Annotated in this window: 15 protein-coding genes; 6 read left to right on the top strand and 9 right to left on the bottom strand. The window is 41.8% G+C overall.

Going from position 1 to position 15538, the window contains the following annotated elements; genetic code table 11:
• Together ABWY16_RS10690 and cmk are read right to left on the bottom strand one after the other, a co-directional pair.
• Positions 1-940, bottom strand: a 940-nt coding sequence (locus ABWY16_RS10690) for a 30S ribosomal protein S1 (protein WP_353904635.1), incomplete at its 3' end; no start/stop codon positions are given.
• Between the two features lie 159 nt (positions 941-1099).
• A complete protein-coding gene (gene cmk, locus ABWY16_RS10685) occupies positions 1100-1786 on the bottom strand; it encodes a (d)CMP kinase (protein ID WP_353904634.1) in 687 nt (228 codons plus the stop codon).
• 121 nt (positions 1787-1907) lie between these two features.
• On the opposite strand from cmk, the gene ABWY16_RS10680 reads away from it, so the two are divergent.
• Positions 1908-2321, top strand: coding sequence for a peptide chain release factor-like protein (locus ABWY16_RS10680; RefSeq protein WP_353904633.1), 414 nt, complete (start codon positions 1908-1910; stop codon positions 2319-2321).
• 4 nt (positions 2322-2325) lie between these two features.
• Here ABWY16_RS10680 and ABWY16_RS10675 read toward each other — a convergent pair whose 3' ends face one another.
• Entirely contained in the window at positions 2326-3288 is a 963-nt protein-coding gene (locus ABWY16_RS10675) for a lipid A deacylase LpxR family protein (RefSeq protein WP_353904632.1), read from the bottom strand.
• 69 nt (positions 3289-3357) lie between these two features.
• The gene (gene lon, locus ABWY16_RS10670) at positions 3358-5829 is read right to left on the bottom strand and encodes an endopeptidase La (protein ID WP_353904631.1); all 2472 of its coding nucleotides are present in this window, start codon (positions 5827-5829) and stop codon (positions 3358-3360) included.
• Between the two features lie 275 nt (positions 5830-6104).
• On the opposite strand from lon, the gene ABWY16_RS10665 reads away from it, so the two are divergent.
• Positions 6105-6731 (top strand): tetratricopeptide repeat protein, encoded by a 627-nt coding sequence (locus tag ABWY16_RS10665; RefSeq protein ID WP_353904630.1) that lies wholly within the window; start codon positions 6105-6107, stop codon positions 6729-6731.
• A gap of 598 nt (positions 6732-7329) precedes the next feature.
• Here ABWY16_RS10665 and ABWY16_RS10660 read toward each other — a convergent pair.
• Both ABWY16_RS10660 and gpmI read right to left on the bottom strand, forming a co-directional pair.
• Positions 7330-7860: a hypothetical protein gene (locus ABWY16_RS10660; RefSeq protein ID WP_353904629.1), complete on the bottom strand. Its 531-nt coding sequence runs from the start codon at positions 7858-7860 to the stop codon at positions 7330-7332.
• A complete protein-coding gene (gpmI, locus tag ABWY16_RS10655) occupies positions 7860-9377 on the bottom strand; it encodes a 2,3-bisphosphoglycerate-independent phosphoglycerate mutase (RefSeq protein WP_353904628.1) in 1518 nt (505 codons plus the stop codon). Before gpmI ends, ABWY16_RS10660 begins: the two co-directional genes overlap by 1 nt.
• 138 nt (positions 9378-9515) lie before the next feature.
• Between gpmI and ABWY16_RS10650 the strand changes: the two genes are divergently transcribed.
• The 4 genes from ABWY16_RS10650 (at position 9516) to ABWY16_RS10635 (ending at position 12347) form a co-directional block, all read left to right on the top strand.
• The gene (locus tag ABWY16_RS10650; protein WP_353904627.1) at positions 9516-9911 is read left to right on the top strand and encodes a DUF4783 domain-containing protein; all 396 of its coding nucleotides are present in this window, start codon (positions 9516-9518) and stop codon (positions 9909-9911) included.
• 49 nt (positions 9912-9960) lie between these two features.
• A complete protein-coding gene (nadC, locus tag ABWY16_RS10645) occupies positions 9961-10803 on the top strand; it encodes a carboxylating nicotinate-nucleotide diphosphorylase (RefSeq protein WP_353904626.1) in 843 nt (280 codons plus the stop codon).
• 5 nt (positions 10804-10808) lie between these two features.
• Positions 10809-11456: a glycerol-3-phosphate 1-O-acyltransferase PlsY gene (plsY, locus tag ABWY16_RS10640; protein ID WP_353904625.1), complete on the top strand. Its 648-nt coding sequence runs from the start codon at positions 10809-10811 to the stop codon at positions 11454-11456.
• A gap of 63 nt (positions 11457-11519) precedes the next feature.
• Complete coding sequence (locus tag ABWY16_RS10635) at positions 11520-12347, top strand: M48 family metallopeptidase (RefSeq protein WP_353904624.1); 828 nt, start codon at positions 11520-11522, stop codon at positions 12345-12347.
• A 47-nt stretch (positions 12348-12394) separates the two neighbouring features.
• Here ABWY16_RS10635 and ABWY16_RS10630 read toward each other — a convergent pair whose 3' ends face one another.
• The 3 genes from ABWY16_RS10630 to ABWY16_RS10620 form a co-directional block, all read right to left on the bottom strand.
• On the bottom strand, positions 12395-13657 hold the full coding sequence (locus ABWY16_RS10630; protein WP_353904623.1) for an anthranilate synthase component I family protein: 1263 nt from the start codon (positions 13655-13657) through the stop codon (positions 12395-12397).
• Between the two features lie 67 nt (positions 13658-13724).
• Entirely contained in the window at positions 13725-15002 is a 1278-nt protein-coding gene (locus ABWY16_RS10625) for an adenylosuccinate synthase (RefSeq protein WP_353904622.1), read from the bottom strand.
• Positions 15003-15038: 36 nt separating this feature from the next.
• A complete protein-coding gene (locus tag ABWY16_RS10620; RefSeq protein ID WP_142529464.1) occupies positions 15039-15527 on the bottom strand; it encodes a Fur family transcriptional regulator in 489 nt (162 codons plus the stop codon).
• Positions 15528-15538: the final 11 nt, after the last annotated feature.

The following is a 15538-nucleotide window of genomic DNA, read 5'->3' as shown; positions in this document are numbered from 1 at the left end:
CATCAAAGTCAAGAACAACTACATTGATTTTCTCGTCTAAGCTCAATACTTCTTTTGGATGCTCTATGCGGCCCCAAGAAATATCAGTAATGTGAAGTAAACCATCAACACCACCTAAATCGATGAATACACCGAAGTCTGTAATGTTTTTAACAGTACCTTCAAGTACCTGACCTTTTTCAAGTTTAGATACGATCTCAACTTTTTGACTTTCTAAATCGTCTTCGATTAAGATTTTGTGCGATACTACAACATTTTTAAATTCGTGGTTGATTTTCACAACTTTGAATTCCATTGTTTTACCTACGTAAACATCGTAATCACGGATCGGTTTGATGTCGATCTGAGAACCAGGTAAGAATGCCTCAACACCCATAATGTCAACGATAAGACCACCTTTGGTACGGCTTTTAACAAATCCGTTGATGATTCTGTCATTGTCAAGGGCTTCGTTGATAGATTCCCATGATCTTTGAGTTTTAGCTCTTTTACGAGATAAAATCAACTGACCATTTGCATCTTCAGGAGCTTCTACGAATACATCAACTGTATCGCCAATCTTCAAATCAGGAGTATCACGGAACTCAGAAGTTGATACTAAACCGTCAGATTTAAATCCTACGTTCAATACGACGTCTTTGTTGTTGATAGATACAACAATACCGCTAATGATTTCACCCTGGTTGATTTGATTGAAAGTGTCGGTATACATGTCTTCGAACTTTTTACGGTCTTCGTCAGAGTATTTTCCGAAAGCTTTGTCGTCTGCATCCCAGTCAAAATCCTGATCTGGTGTTGCTAAAGATGATTTGATCTGTTCGATCGATAATGAATCAGCTTCTGATTCAATAGTTTCTCTTTCAGTGAGACGGGCGTCTGCACCTTGTAATTCGGCTTTTTTAGCCTCTAATTCTTTTTCTGCTACTTGTTTTTTTGCCATTAATCATTTAATCTCCTTTTCCCTTTAGGGACTGCAAAGATAGAAAATATTCTTTTTATAGAAAGAATATTTTAATAAATCTTGTTGATTTTGAACTGCTTGCCTATGAAAAGCTTAAATTCCGATGACAAAGCGATTTATTTGAAGGCAAAGTATGGCTTAATTCAGCTTTGCCAAATAGGGTGCAACCTTGTTGAGGGCAAACTCCAGTTGTTCTTCCTGTGTGATGTCTGTGTTATCCAGGATTATAGCATCTTCGGCACGTACCAGCGGACTTTCCTTACGGGTGGTATCTGCATAATCACGGTGAGCAAGGTTCTCAAAAACATCCTCCAGAGAAGTTTCCGTATCTCCTTTGCTTTGTAATTCCTTATACCTTCGTTCTGCGCGGATTTTTGGATCGGCAGTCATGAAAAATTTCACCTGTGCATCAGCAAATACGGTGGTGCCTATATCCCGGCCATCCATGACAATGTTCTTGGATTTCCCCATCCGCTGCTGCTGCCTTACCATTTCCGTGCGTACTTCCTTGATGGCAGATACCTCACTCACGTTTTCTGAAACGGGCATTTTCCTGATTTCTTCTGACACTTCTTCGCCGTTAAGGGTAATGTGGGATTCATAATCTCTCGAATGAAAGTTTAGCTCTATGTGCTGAAGGGCGTCAATAATTTTGTCATGATCAGTCATGCTGATATGATTGCGCAAAAAATAGAGGGTTACCGCTCGGTACATTGCACCACTGTCTATATATATAAAGCCCAGTTTTTTAGCCAGAGCTTTTGCCAGTGTACTTTTACCGCAGGAAGAATAACCATCAATCGCAACAACCAGATTTTTTCTCATATGGCGCAAAGTTAGTCTTTTGGGCCTTTTCTGAAAGATTAATCCTCCTTTATTTGAAGCGCCTGATGAATCAGCGTGACACTATTTATATTTATTCCCTGAAAAGAATTATTTTTGCTTTATGTTACCCGACAGAAAAGAACTGATGAAAACTGTTTCCTTTAAGACTTCGCGCAGCGGGGGTAAGGGCGGGCAGAATGTAAACAAGGTTTCGAGCAAAGTAGAGCTGATCTTCCATATAGCATCAGCGGATTTCTTTAGCCCGGAAGAGAAACAATTACTCGCAGAAAGGCTGTCGAACCGGCTGGATCAGGAAGGAAACCTGCATGTCATCTCCCAGGATGACCGCAGTCAGCTTGTGAACAAAGAAAATACGGTAGACAAACTGTATGCATTGCTTAGAGCAGCGCTTCATGTGGATAAAGTAAGAAAACCTACCCGTACACCACGAAGTGTGATCATGAAAAGGAAAAGTGACAAAAAGTCTATTGCATTGAAGAAGGAATCCCGAAAACGTCCCCGCCTGGATGCTTAATTTTTTATTCGGTTTTGTCAAACCTGTAGAACAAGCCAAGTGAGCCCCACTGGTGGGCGATAGCGGTACTTTTAACTTCTCTGGTTTTAAAGATTACACTAAAATCTACAGTAAAACGCTGTGAGCTGTAATCCGCACCAATCTGTTGTGCAAATACCACCGGCTTCTGGCTAAAAGTTACAGGACTATTATTGTTAAACAGGCTACCCTGTATAGTTGCATCATAGGCAACAAAGTTCAGCTGAGGTTTTGCGTAAAAAAAGAATTCTCTTTTTACAAATGCTTTTGTTTTGGCATGGTTGCCGATTACAGCATTGGTATAGGCAGAATTGAAAAGTTGGTTGAGGGCACCCGTTCTGAACAGTAATCCTGCTCCTGCTCCTGTAAATGTTGTACCCAGATTGGCATAACCCTCGAAAGAGAATTCTACAGCATTATCTGCTATGCGCGTAAGTAACCTGGTATACTGACCCGAAAGGTTCAGTGCCAGTTCATTTTTTATCTGATAGTCCCAGCCTTCGATATCATAAAATCCAAAAGTGCTGTGCAATAATTTTTGTCCTGCTTCGCCAAGAGAGTTCTTACCGGTGGTTCCAATTTGTGCGCTGGCTTTGATGATACTTTCATCACTATAAAACCAGTTCATTGCGCCTTCTGCATATAAGTAACCGGCAAAAGGCCGGTCCTGCGTAGCCGGGTTTGGAGCATCTCCAGAATAGGGGTTGAACATTTTTTGTCCAATGGAAATTTCATAGGTCTTTTTTTCCAGGGCCTGCGGCAGCTTTTGCTGATCCAGCGCATGGCGAAAATTAAAAAACAGTCCGTTGGTATAGTAGCGGTCGGAGCCCTGTCCGAGATATGAATCATTGTCGCTGCGGAGGCCTAACTCACTTTTATAGGTTTGAGACTGGGCAGCAATGGATATAAAAAGCAGGAACAGAATGAGCGGGTAACCGGTATATTTCATGTTGATTCAAAAAAAAAGCCCCGGTTATTCCGGAGCTTTAAAGATATGAGTTAATATTTATCTGTGCAATCAGTTAACTGGTACTTTAGGTTTAATAGTAAGGTCCTGCGGATTTTTCACTTTATCTACAGTCAGTGCCAGATCAATCACTTCCTTCATTTCAGTAACGTAGTGAAAATTCAGGTCTTTGATATAACTTTCTTTGATCTCAAGGATGTCTTTACGGTTTGACTTGCATAAAATGATATCTTTTATATTGGCTCTTTTTGCGGCTAGGATTTTTTCCTTTATACCGCCCACAGGCAGGACTTTACCACGGAGGGTGATCTCGCCTGTCATGGCCAGATTGGATTTGACTTTACGCTGGGTGAAAGCTGAAGTTAATGCTGTCAGCATGGTAACCCCTGCTGAAGGTCCATCTTTTGGTGTTGCACCAGCAGGAACGTGTACATGTATATCCCAAAGGTCGAACAGCTGATTGTCAATGTTAAAGGCCGCCGCATGAGCCCTCAGATAGGCGAGGGCAATTACTGCGGATTCTTTCATGACATCACCAAGATTTCCTGTCAGTGTCAGCTTTCCTTTTCCGGGACTGAGGCTGGCTTCTATGAAAAGGATATCACCTCCCACCTGTGTCCAGGCAAGACCTGTCACTACACCTGCAACTTCATTACCTTCGTACAGATCTTTGTCGTAGATAGGTGCGCCAAGAATACGTTCTACATCTTCTAAAGTAAGTGCAGCTTCATAACTCTCTTCCATAGCAATTTTAGTAGCTACGCCACGCACCAGTGAACCGATTTTTTTTTCCAATCCCCTTACGCCAGACTCACGGGTATAATCCTCGATCACTTTTTCGATCAGGCTGTTCTTTAAAACGATATCTTTTGTTTTGATACCGTGCTGTTCTTTTTGTTTTGGCAGCAGGTATTTTTTGGCGATTTCTATTTTCTCTTCAATGGTATAGCCATTTACTTCAATGATCTCCATACGGTCTAGCAGGGCCGGCTGAATGTTGCTCAGGGAATTGGCTGTTGCAATAAACAGTACGTTAGACAGATCATAATCTGCTTCAACGTAATGGTCATTGAAGGCACTGTTCTGTTCGGGGTCTAATACCTCTAAAAGTGCAGATGAAGGATCACCACGGTGATCAGCACCAACCTTGTCAATCTCATCCAGTACAAAAACAGGGTTTGCTGCACCTGCCTTTTTGATGGATTGTATGATACGGCCCGGCATAGCGCCAATGTATGTTTTTCTGTGTCCTCGTATTTCCGCTTCATCCCTGATACCGCCGAGTGCCATACGCACGTACTTTCTGTTCAGTGCTTTGGCGATGGATTTCCCTAATGAAGTTTTACCAACTCCCGGAGGGCCCACCAGGCAGATGATCGGCGCCTTCATATCCCGTTTTAACTTTAAAACGGCCAGATATTCAATGATACGCTGTTTTACCTTTTCTAAACCGAAATGGTCTTTATCCAATACCTTTTGGGCGCGTTTTAAGTCGAAATTGTCTTTGGTGAAGTCGTTCCATGGCAGATCGAGCAGCAGTTCAAGATAATTGATCTGCACCGAATAGTCTGGTGCCGCAGGGTTCATTCGTCCAAGTTTTTCCAGTTCCTTGCTGAAATGTCCTTTTACCTGTACAGACCATTTTTTCTTTTTGGCGCGAGTTTCCAGAGCTTCGTATTCCAGGTCTGATGAATTACCGCCCAGTTCTTCCTGGATGGTTTTCAGTTGCTGGTTCAGGAAATAGTCCCTTTGCTGTTTGTCGAGATCAGTACGTACTTTCGACTGGATCTGGTTTTTGAGTTCCAGCATCTGCAGCTCGAGCGTAAGCAGCTCCATTACCATCATGGCCCTGGCCCTCAGATTTTCCATCTCCAGCATTTTCTGCTTATCTTTCACATCTGCATTCATGTTGGAAGAGATGAAGTTGATGAGGAAAGAAGTGCTTTCAATATTTTTGAGTGCCATTGCGGCCTCACTTGGAATGTTGGGCGACAACTGAATAATCTGCGAAGACATTTCCCTGATAGACGCTACCAGTGCCTTAAATTCTTTGTCTGTTTTATGTTTGGCCTCATTAAATTTACTGATGGTAACTTTAATATAAGGTTCAGATTGTACTTCTTCGATCAGGCGGAAACGTTGTTTTCCCTGGATGATCACGGTAGTGTTACCGTCCGGCATTTGCAGCATCTTAATGATATGAGCTACCGTCCCCACCTTATTGAGCTGTTCAAATGTAGGGTCTTCAATGGATACATCCAGCTGAGATACCACACCAATAATCTTATCACCTTTGTAGGCTTCTTTGATTAATTTGATGGATTTGTCCCTGCCAACAGTGATCGGGATAACAACTCCAGGAAACAATACCGTATTTCTAAGCGGAAGAATGGCTAATACATCCGGTGTTTCCTCGTTATTCATCTCATCTTCATCTTGTTGGGACATTAATGGAAAAAATTCCGTATCTTCATTTATGATGGGTAGTGCGTTGCCAAAATCAAACTGATCTTTTATACTCATTAAATAGGCCTTTCTAAATAAAAAAACGACAATGTGACAGTATGCCGCTTAAAAAAAAATTAATTATATACAATTGTTTATAATTTCAACAGTTATGCCAAAGCCTCAATATCGTGTTTTGTCTGTTAAAAAGGCAGTATTTTAAAATATAAGTGACGCATCTATCATATTTCTTCTTTTTTAGCGTTTACCCATTGAATATTTATAAATGATATTTTAACTTTAGCTACTTAGGCTATGATTTTATATCTTTATTCTTTATTAAATAAAATTTGATGATTTACATTAAAAAAACGCTTGTATTACTTTTAGTTATTTATGCTCAAATCAGCTTTGCACAAAGCGGAAGTTACGATAAGTTAGGGATGCAGGCTATGATGAAAGGCGATTATAAAGGGGCTGTAGCCCAGTTGGAAAAAGCTGATTCCAAAAGCCCGAACAGCCCAAGCGTGTTAAAGATGCTGGGATATTCTTATTTTCAATGTGGTAATTTTGAAAGCTCTATTGAGACTTACAGCCGCCTGATTACCATCAAGCCTTCGGATTACTCTGCATATTATTACAGGGGTAAAGCAAGACAAAATGTGGCGAATGATCCGAAAGAATCATTGAATCAGATGCGTGAGACGTTTTATTTATCGGCTATCAAGGATTTCAGTAAGGCGATAGAGATCAATGGAGAGGAAGATACCCAGCTGTTGCAGAACAGGGGACTGGCTTATAAAGATTATGCGATTTACAAATCTTATAAGATCAAGAAAAAAGCGGATAAGGAAGCTTGTATTGCCATCTTTAACAGTTCAATAGCAGATTTTCAGAAAGTGCTTATTGTGCAGCCTTTGCGCAAGGATATTATTTCACTGATTGATTATGTGAAAGCACAGATCGCAAGTTTGAAATAAAATCTGAGTTATTAAAAATAATAAGGGTGCTTCGTCAGGGGCACCTTTTTTTATTTGAAGAAATACCGGGCCAGGAGTTGTACCACAGTCATACCGGCTACCCACAATATAGTTTGAACTTTAGCAGCATTTACCTTGTTGATCAGGTCAAATCTTACATTGTCTATTTTTCATTAAGCTCGGTTCTTAGATTTTCTATCTTTTCATTAAGCTCGATTCTTACATTGTCTATTTTTTCGTTGAGCTCGGTTCAAACATTATTGTTTTTTCTGATAGCTCAATTTTCACATCGCTAATCCTTCCAGTCAATTCAATGAATTGTCAATGAGCTCCATCCTCACATCATTAAACTTAACTGTACTTTCTGCTTTCACTTCTTCCTTAATCGTAGTCTGAAGAACTGCGACTGAATCCAGTGCAGTCTGTTCATTTGTTCTGTTCTTGATCAGCTAAAATAACCTTATACTTGTATTTTGATCCTTCATAGCGTTGTAGTTAACGGTTAAATCGAAAATAATAATTACAGGTGTATAAACAAAATAAATCATGCCATAAGTTACGGTATGATTTAAATTGTTAATTGTAAAAATGCCGTCGATTAGTTGAATTTTCCGGTAATCCGGTAACTCTTTACATTAAGCAGCTTGATATGCTGTGTTTTCCGGACCTCATACAGGCTGTCAGGAAAATACGAAAGTGTATCATTGGAAGTGTAAAGCGAATTGGAATTGCTGTTGAGGATCTGGATCTTAAATATTTTGTGATCCCTGTATTGAACGGTCAATGATTTTACCGGCACTTTATCGTTGTCAGACTTATAGATTTCTGCAGTTGCATTTTTATGTCTGGTAAAAAGCCCTTCCCATGCTGATTTATTAATATCAGCATCAGTGAAAGCCGACAGTTCCTTTTGCCAGTCGGCAATTTTCAGTTTTTTATCCTCAGCTGTATTGTTCACCATTACAGTCTTATTGATTTCGGGATTGAGCGTTTTAAGGCGCTGCACTTCCTTATCCATAAAACCTTTCAGGTCAAAATATTGAGGGACTGCAGCCTGTTTTTTGGGAGCCACAGAATCACAGCTCCCAAAAAACAAAACAGACAGTAAAAGGAATAGGGTATTCCTCATTATACCAGAGAATTTCCGGTCATGATCGCAGGTTTTTCAATGCCCATGATCGTTAAAATCGTTGGTGCTACGTCGCCCAGTTTACCATCAGCAATGCTGGTATATTCAGTACCTACGAGAATACACGGAACCAGGTTAGTAGTATGTGCAGTATTTGCAGAACCATCAATGTTAACCATGAATTCCGAATTTCCGTGGTCTGCAAGGATGATAAAGGCGTAACCATTTTCAAGGCCTTTTTTTACTACAGCCTCGGCACAGCGGTCTGCAGTTTCCACGGCTTTAACTACCGCTTCAAATACGCCTGTGTGCCCAACCATGTCCGGGTTGGCAAAGTTCAGACAGATAAAATCTGCCCAGCCCGCTTCCAGTTCTTTGGTGATGGCATCCGTAATACCCTGTGCGCTCATTTCCGGTTGAAGATCATAGGTTGCTACTTTTGGAGAAGGGATCATAATCCTTTTCTCATTTTCAAAAGCCTGCTCCCTTCCACCCGAGAAGAAAAATGTGACGTGCGGGTACTTCTCCGTTTCTGCTATACGGATTTGATTTTTATGATTTTTCTCGAGGATCTCTCCAAGTGTTTCGGTGAGGTCATCCTTGGTAAAGATAACTTTTACGTTTTCGAAGTTTTCATCGTAGCTGGTCATCGTTACATAATATAACGCCAGCTTGTGCATGTCAAAGTCGGGATAATCATTTTGTGTCAGCGCTGCTGTAATCTCGCGGCCCCTGTCAGTTCTGTAATTGAAACAGATAACTACATCATCCGGCTGTATCGTAGCGACTGCCTCACCATTTTCCGTAACAACTATAGGTTTGATAAATTCATCGGTTATGCCATCAGCATAAGATTTTTCTATCGCAGCAAGAGGATCTGCGGTATGCTCACCAATGCTTTTGGTCATTACATCATAAGCTTGTTTTACACGTTCCCATCGGGAGTCCCTATCCATGGCATAATAACGGCCGATTAAACTGGCAATCCTGCCTGTTGAAGTTTTCAGGTGCTGGTCAAGCTCTTTAACAAAGCCCAGTCCGGAATTGGGATCAGTATCCCTGCCATCCAAAAAGCCATGTACAAAAACATCTTTCAGTCCTTTTTCATTTGCAGCATCACATAATCCTTTCAAATGATTGATATGGGCATGCACACCACCATCAGACAAAAGTCCGATAAAGTGAACAGCCTTATTGTTGGTCTTTGCATAATCGAATGCATCAGACAATGTTTTATTCGTTTTAATCGATCCGTCACTGATTGCTTTGTTTATCCGGCCGAGTTCCTGGTAAACTACTCTTCCGGCTCCCAGGTTCATGTGTCCTACTTCTGAGTTACCCATCTGTCCTGCAGGTAATCCTACGGCTTCGCCTGAGGCTTCAAGTTTAGAATTTGGATATTGTTTAAGTAAAGAATCAAAGAAAGGTGTATTGGCTGCATACGCTGCATCTGAATTATCCTGTTTTCCGTAACCCCATCCATCAAGAATGAGGAGCATCACTTTTTTATTGTCCATTTGAATAGTAATTGATATTTCGCTGGTATTTATAACCTAACAAATATAGTTCTATTGAAGTTTGATCAGTAATCTAATTGAATTTTATGATCTGTTAATGGCATAATTTGTGTCCGGATTTATTGTTATCTTTAGAATATGATAAGACCATTACTTCCGGCACTGATTGTACTGACGCAGATATGCTTTCCTTTGGCCTTACAGGGCGATATTGTTGATACATTATCGGGATTATTCAAGTCTGCGAATTCAAAGGAGATCAGTAAAAGTTTCTCATCCTCGGTAGAATTAAAGGTAAATGAAGAAGAAGATGTCTACCCAAAAGCACAGGCTGAACAAATTATAAGAGAATTTTTTACGAAAAATCCGCCATCGGCTTCGGCTGTAGTTCACCTGATCAATACCAATCCAAATTACAGGTTTGGTGTCCTGGCGCTAAACACTAAAAATGGTAAATTCAGGGTGGCCGTTACGCTGAAAAAAACATCCGGTACATTTTTTATCACAGAATTAAGGATTGAACCGGATAAATAATAACGTTAATTTATGTTAAAAATGCTATTTTTGATCTAAAATACGAGTTTTGGATAAGAAATTAATAGACCTGTTTATAAAGAATGCCATCGCCGAGGATCTTGGTGATGGGGATCATACATCACTTTCTACCATACCTGCCGGCGCACGTGGCAAAGCAAAATTATTGGTCAAAGAGGCCGGTATTCTGGCCGGAGTGGAGCTTGCAATGGAAATCTTTAACCAGATAGATGCTACCCTGCAAACTGAAATTTTCATTAATGACGGTGAGACTGTTGCCTATGGTGATGTCGCATTTACCGTTGAAGGAAGTACACATGCCATTTTACTTGCAGAGCGCTTGGTACTAAACTGTATGCAGCGCATGAGTGGCATCGCGACCAAAACCAACCGGATCGTCAAATCTTTGGAAAGCTACACTACTAAACTGCTGGATACACGTAAAACTACTCCCGGACTACGGTATATCGAAAAATGGGCTGTAAGGATAGGCGGCGGTGTAAACCATAGGATAGGTCTGTATGATATGATCCTTATCAAGGACAATCACGTGGACTATGCAGGAGGAATTGCCAATGCAATTACTGCCGCTAATCAATACCTTGCCGATCAGGCCAAACAGCTGGAAATCGAGATCGAGGTTAGAAACCTGGAAGAGCTGAACCAGGTACTGGAAAAAGGGATGGTCAGCAGGATCATGCTGGATAATTTTAGTTTTGACGACCTGAATACGGCCGTAAAGCTGATAGATCATCGCTACATCACAGAAGCTTCGGGTGGAATTACAGAAGAAAATATAACTCAGTATGCAGATTGCGGAGTTGATTACATTTCCATGGGAGCAATTACCCATTCGGTTAAAAGTTTAGACATGAGTTTAAAAGCCTATTAAGGGGTATGATATCTATCTTTTCTATTTCTGCAGTTATTTTGGCTTACCTCTGCGGGTCTATTCCTACGGCTGTATGGATCGGGCAGGCTTTTTATGGTATCGACGTCAGGGAATACGGAAGCGGAAACGCCGGAGCAACCAATACCTTTCGGGTACTGGGCAAAAAAGCCGGTATTGCGGTGATGACGATCGACATCGCCAAAGGATACACAGCTACCAAACTGGCCTATTTTATAGGGCTTTCGGTTACCGGCCCGCATAATTCTTCACAATTTGTGAATTATGAACTTGCGCTGGGCGTAACGGCCGTGATGGGACACCTGTTCCCGATCTTTGCCGGATTCAGGGGAGGAAAAGGAGTGGCGACGCTTTTTGGAATGATTTTGGCGGTTAATTTTCCGGCAGCGATGCTTTGTGTTCTTGTTTTTGTAGTGATTTTACTGGTTACAAAATATGTTTCGCTGGGATCTATCTGTGCAGGATTTACCTTTCCGCTTGGAATTGTTTTTGTGCTGCATTCAACGATCAAATCGGAGGTGTTGTACAGTATGTGTGTCTGCATACTTATTCTGGTGACGCATCAAAAAAACCTGGAACGGTTACTCAAAGGCAAGGAATCTAAAGTATATCTGTTTAAAAGAAACCAGCGCTAGCGGTAACTTTTTAACTGCTGATAGCAATTGTTTACTGATGAAATTCTAACTAAATAAATACTGATGAAGAAATTATTACTGACAGGAATTGCTGCGGCAATACTGCTGAACTACGGTTGTTCCACCGTTCCGCTTTCAGGAAGAAGCAGGATAAGTTTTGTGAATGAAAGTGAGATGCAGACTGCCGCTGCACAGAGTTATTCGACGCTGCTTAAAGCTCCCGAAACGAAGGTTTTAAACAATGCTGATGCGGTAAGAATCAGGAATGTGGGGCAGAAAATTGCCGCCGCTGTTACTAAATATATGAATGCCAATGGCTATGCCTCGCAGATTGAGGGATTCAAATGGGAGTTTAACCTGATTGACAGTAAAGAAGTAAATGCCTGGTGTATGCCGGGAGGTAAAGTTGCGGTTTACTCCGGTATCCTGCCTGTTACTAAAGATGATGCAGGACTGGCAACGGTGATGGGACATGAGATCGCACATGCTGTTGCACACCATTCCTCTGAAAGAGCTTCAAAAGCTGCTGTTGCACAAGGCTTAGGCGGACTTTTAGGTGCGGCTACAGGAGGTCAGTCGGCAGCTACACAAGGAGTAATTAACCAGGTTTATGGTATTGGAGCACAAGGATTTTACCTGTTACCAAATTCAAGAACCCAGGAGCTGGAAGCCGATCACTTGGGCCTGATCTTTATGGCAATGGCCGGATATAATCCCTCAACTGCAGTGGGTTTCTGGCAACGCATGGCGGCACAGAGCCAGGGCGCACAAAAACCATCGGAGTTTTTAAGTACCCACCCTTCTGATGCGACACGGATTGCACAGATCCAGAAAGACCTGCCGGAAGCACAGCGCTATTTTAATTCCCCTACAGGAAAACCGGTAAATTAAGATTTGCTTTATAGCTGTGAAAATGGCAGATAAGGAATTACAAAGGGTCAGGAAACTGACCCTTTCAGCGTTTTGATAATTGCTGAAGCCTTCAGCAGGCATTCCTCATATTCTGCTTCTGCCGAGGACGCGTATGTGATTGCTCCTCCTACCTGAAATGAAAGGTACCTGTTGCTTTCGTTGTATAGTATGCTGCGGATAATAACATTGAAATCAAAATTACCGGCGGGTTCAAAATAGCCGAAAGCACCGGAGTACATCCCCCTTCTGCTGCATTCTGTTTCTTCGATCAGTTCCATTGCGCGTACCTTAGGTGCTCCGGTCATAGAGCCTACAGGAAATGTGTTTTTCAACGCATCTGCAGGGTGTACTGACGGATCCATTGTACAGCTGACAGTAGAGATCATCTGATGAACCTGCGGGAAAGTATAAATACCAAACAGTTCCTCAACTTTTACCGATCCTTTTACTGCACTTTTTGTCAGATCGTTCCGCACCAGGTCCACAATCATAACATTCTCTGCCTGCTCCTTGGAATTATTGAGGAGTGCTGTTCTGATCTGTTCATCCTCTCTAATATCTGGACTGCGCCTGGCCGTGCCTTTAATCGGCTGTGAAAATAGCTGATTCCCCCGCCTGCATAAAAACCTTTCAGGACTTGCTGAGAGGATGTATTTGTCTGCTACTTTAAAGAAGCCGGAGAATGGGGTAGGGGATATGCTGTTCAGATTCAGGTATACCTGATAAGGGTCGATGGCGGCATTTTCGGCGAAGAATTCCTGGCAAAAAGTAACTTCGTAAATATCCCCCAACGCTATAGCTGTCCTTAGCTTTTCAACTTTCTGAAGGTAAGCAGACTTATCCATCCTGGATTTAACGAAAGGGATGCTGTTAAGGGATGTAGCAGGGTATTCTGTCTTGCTGATACTCTCCAATAACTCTGCAGGGCCAATCAGCATTGCCGGAACGCCATCTTTGATACCTATCAGATATTCCGGTACAAAAAAGAAAAGATCAGGGAACCCGAGCTGATCGGTGTGAGCTGAACTGAGTTCTTCAAGTTCATTTTTAAGGTCATGGCTAAGCATACCAAAAAGCCAGTTCTGGTGCGCGTCATGGAAAGCCTTTAATTCACTGAAAGCGTTTCCTGCTGAGCTTTGAAGTTCCTGAGCTGCGCCGGCAGCGACCAGGAAATCATATCTGGAATAAGGATCGCTGTAACCGTTAGAATCCAGGCAGCAGCAAACCTGAAACTGATTTGCCCAGAGCAGTGCCTGCTGTTTAAATGTCAATAATTCCTGTGTGTTCATTTTTACCCGTAGAAATGAAGGGAAATGAATAAGGCGGCAAATCAGCCGCCTTATTTTATTTTCGATTCTAGTTCAGAATCAATGTCTGTACCCTGTCAGGGCCAACAGAAAGGTATTTTACAGGTACTTCGAGTTCCTTTTCCAGGAAGGCGATATAATCAGCCAGCTGTGCAGGGATTTCATCTACCCTGGTGATTTTAGTGATGTCAGTTTTCCAGCCTTCAATAGCCTTTAAAACAGGTGTTGGTTTGATAGAGATGATATCATATGGCATATAGTCAATCGTCTCTCCATTGTGTTCATAATGCGTGCAGGCATAAATGGTATCGAAGTCACTCAGGACGTCAGCTTTTGTCATTACCATTTCAGTAACACCGTTCAGCATAATCGCATATTTCAATGCAGGAAGGTCAATCCATCCGCATCTGCGGGGACGGCCTGTTGTAGCTCCAAATTCATGACCTACCTGGCGCAGGTTTTCACCTACTTCATCTTCCAGTTCCGTAGGGAAAGGGCCGCTTCCAACACGGGTACAGTAAGCTTTAAATATACCTACCACACTTCCGATACTGTTCGGGGCAATTCCTAATCCTGTGCAGGCACCGGCAGTAGTTGTATTGGATGAAGTTACGAATGGATAAGAACCGAAGTCGATATCCAGCAAGGTACCCTGTGCACCTTCTGCCAGTACTTTTTTACCATCTTTAAGGTAACCGTTCACAAAATGCTCGCTGTCAACATGTGGAATGCTTTTCAGGAATTCTACGGCTTCGAAGAAAGCAGCTTCTTTTTCTTCCAGATCGTATTCAAAATTATAATGTGAAAGCAGTTCTTTATGTTTTGTTACCAGCCTGGTGTAACGTTCTTTAAAATCAGGCAGGGTAGTATCACCAACACGTAAACCATTACGTCCGGTTTTGTCCATATAAGTAGGGCCTATACCTTTCAGTGTGGAACCTATCTTGTCTTTGCCCATTTTCTGCTCATTTGCAGCATCCAGCAACTGGTGTGTTGGCAGGATCAGATGTGCTTTGCGGGCAATCACCAGTTTGCCTTTGGCAATCGGATCGTGACCAGCTTTTTTCAGGTTATCTAATTCTCTTTTTAAAATGATGGGATCAATTACCACCCCATTACCAATCAGATTCATGGTTTTCTCATTAAAAATACCGGAAGGAATGGTATTCAGAACAAACTTTTTGCCATCAAACTCTAAGGTGTGGCCGGCATTCGGTCCGCCTTGAAAACGAGCTATCAAATCATATTGCGGACATAAAACGTCAACAATTTTTCCCTTGCCCTCATCGCCCCATTGCAGGCCAAGAAGCACGTCTACTTGCGTCATTATTTTAATTTAAGAAAAGATTATAATTTTGTTTTGTTAACTTGCATTCTTGATTTCTTCCTTGTTTTTGATCGTGGCTTTGGCCGAACAGTCAAAGCAGGTACCATACAAATTTAAAGAGTGGTGCTTGATGTCAAACTTCAGTAAGTCGCCCACCATTGATTGAATCTGATGGATACGCGGATCACAGAATTCAACTACTTTGCCGCAATCGATACAGATAATGTGATCGTGCTGATGGTAACCATAAGACTTCTCAAACTGGGCCATGTTCTTTCCAAACTGATGTTTGGTTACCAGATCGCAGGAAACAAGCAGCTCCAGGGTATTGTACACTGTTGCTCTGCTGACCCGGTATTTCTGGTTCTTCATATGGATGTAGAGTGTTTCTACATCGAAATGGTCATCTCTGGAATATATTTCTTCTAAGATCGCAAAACGCTCAGGCGTTTTTCTCAGACTTTTATTTTCGAGGTAGGCTTCAAATATTTTTCTAACCAACTCGCTGTTGTGGTGTGTAGACATAGTTTTAAAAC

This window comes from Pedobacter sp. (genome assembly GCF_040513095.1).
Taxonomy (GTDB): Bacteria; Bacteroidota; Bacteroidia; order Sphingobacteriales; family Sphingobacteriaceae; genus Pedobacter.
The sequence above is the reverse complement of the archived record's forward strand: the minus strand, read 5'-3'. Positions and strand labels throughout refer to the sequence as shown.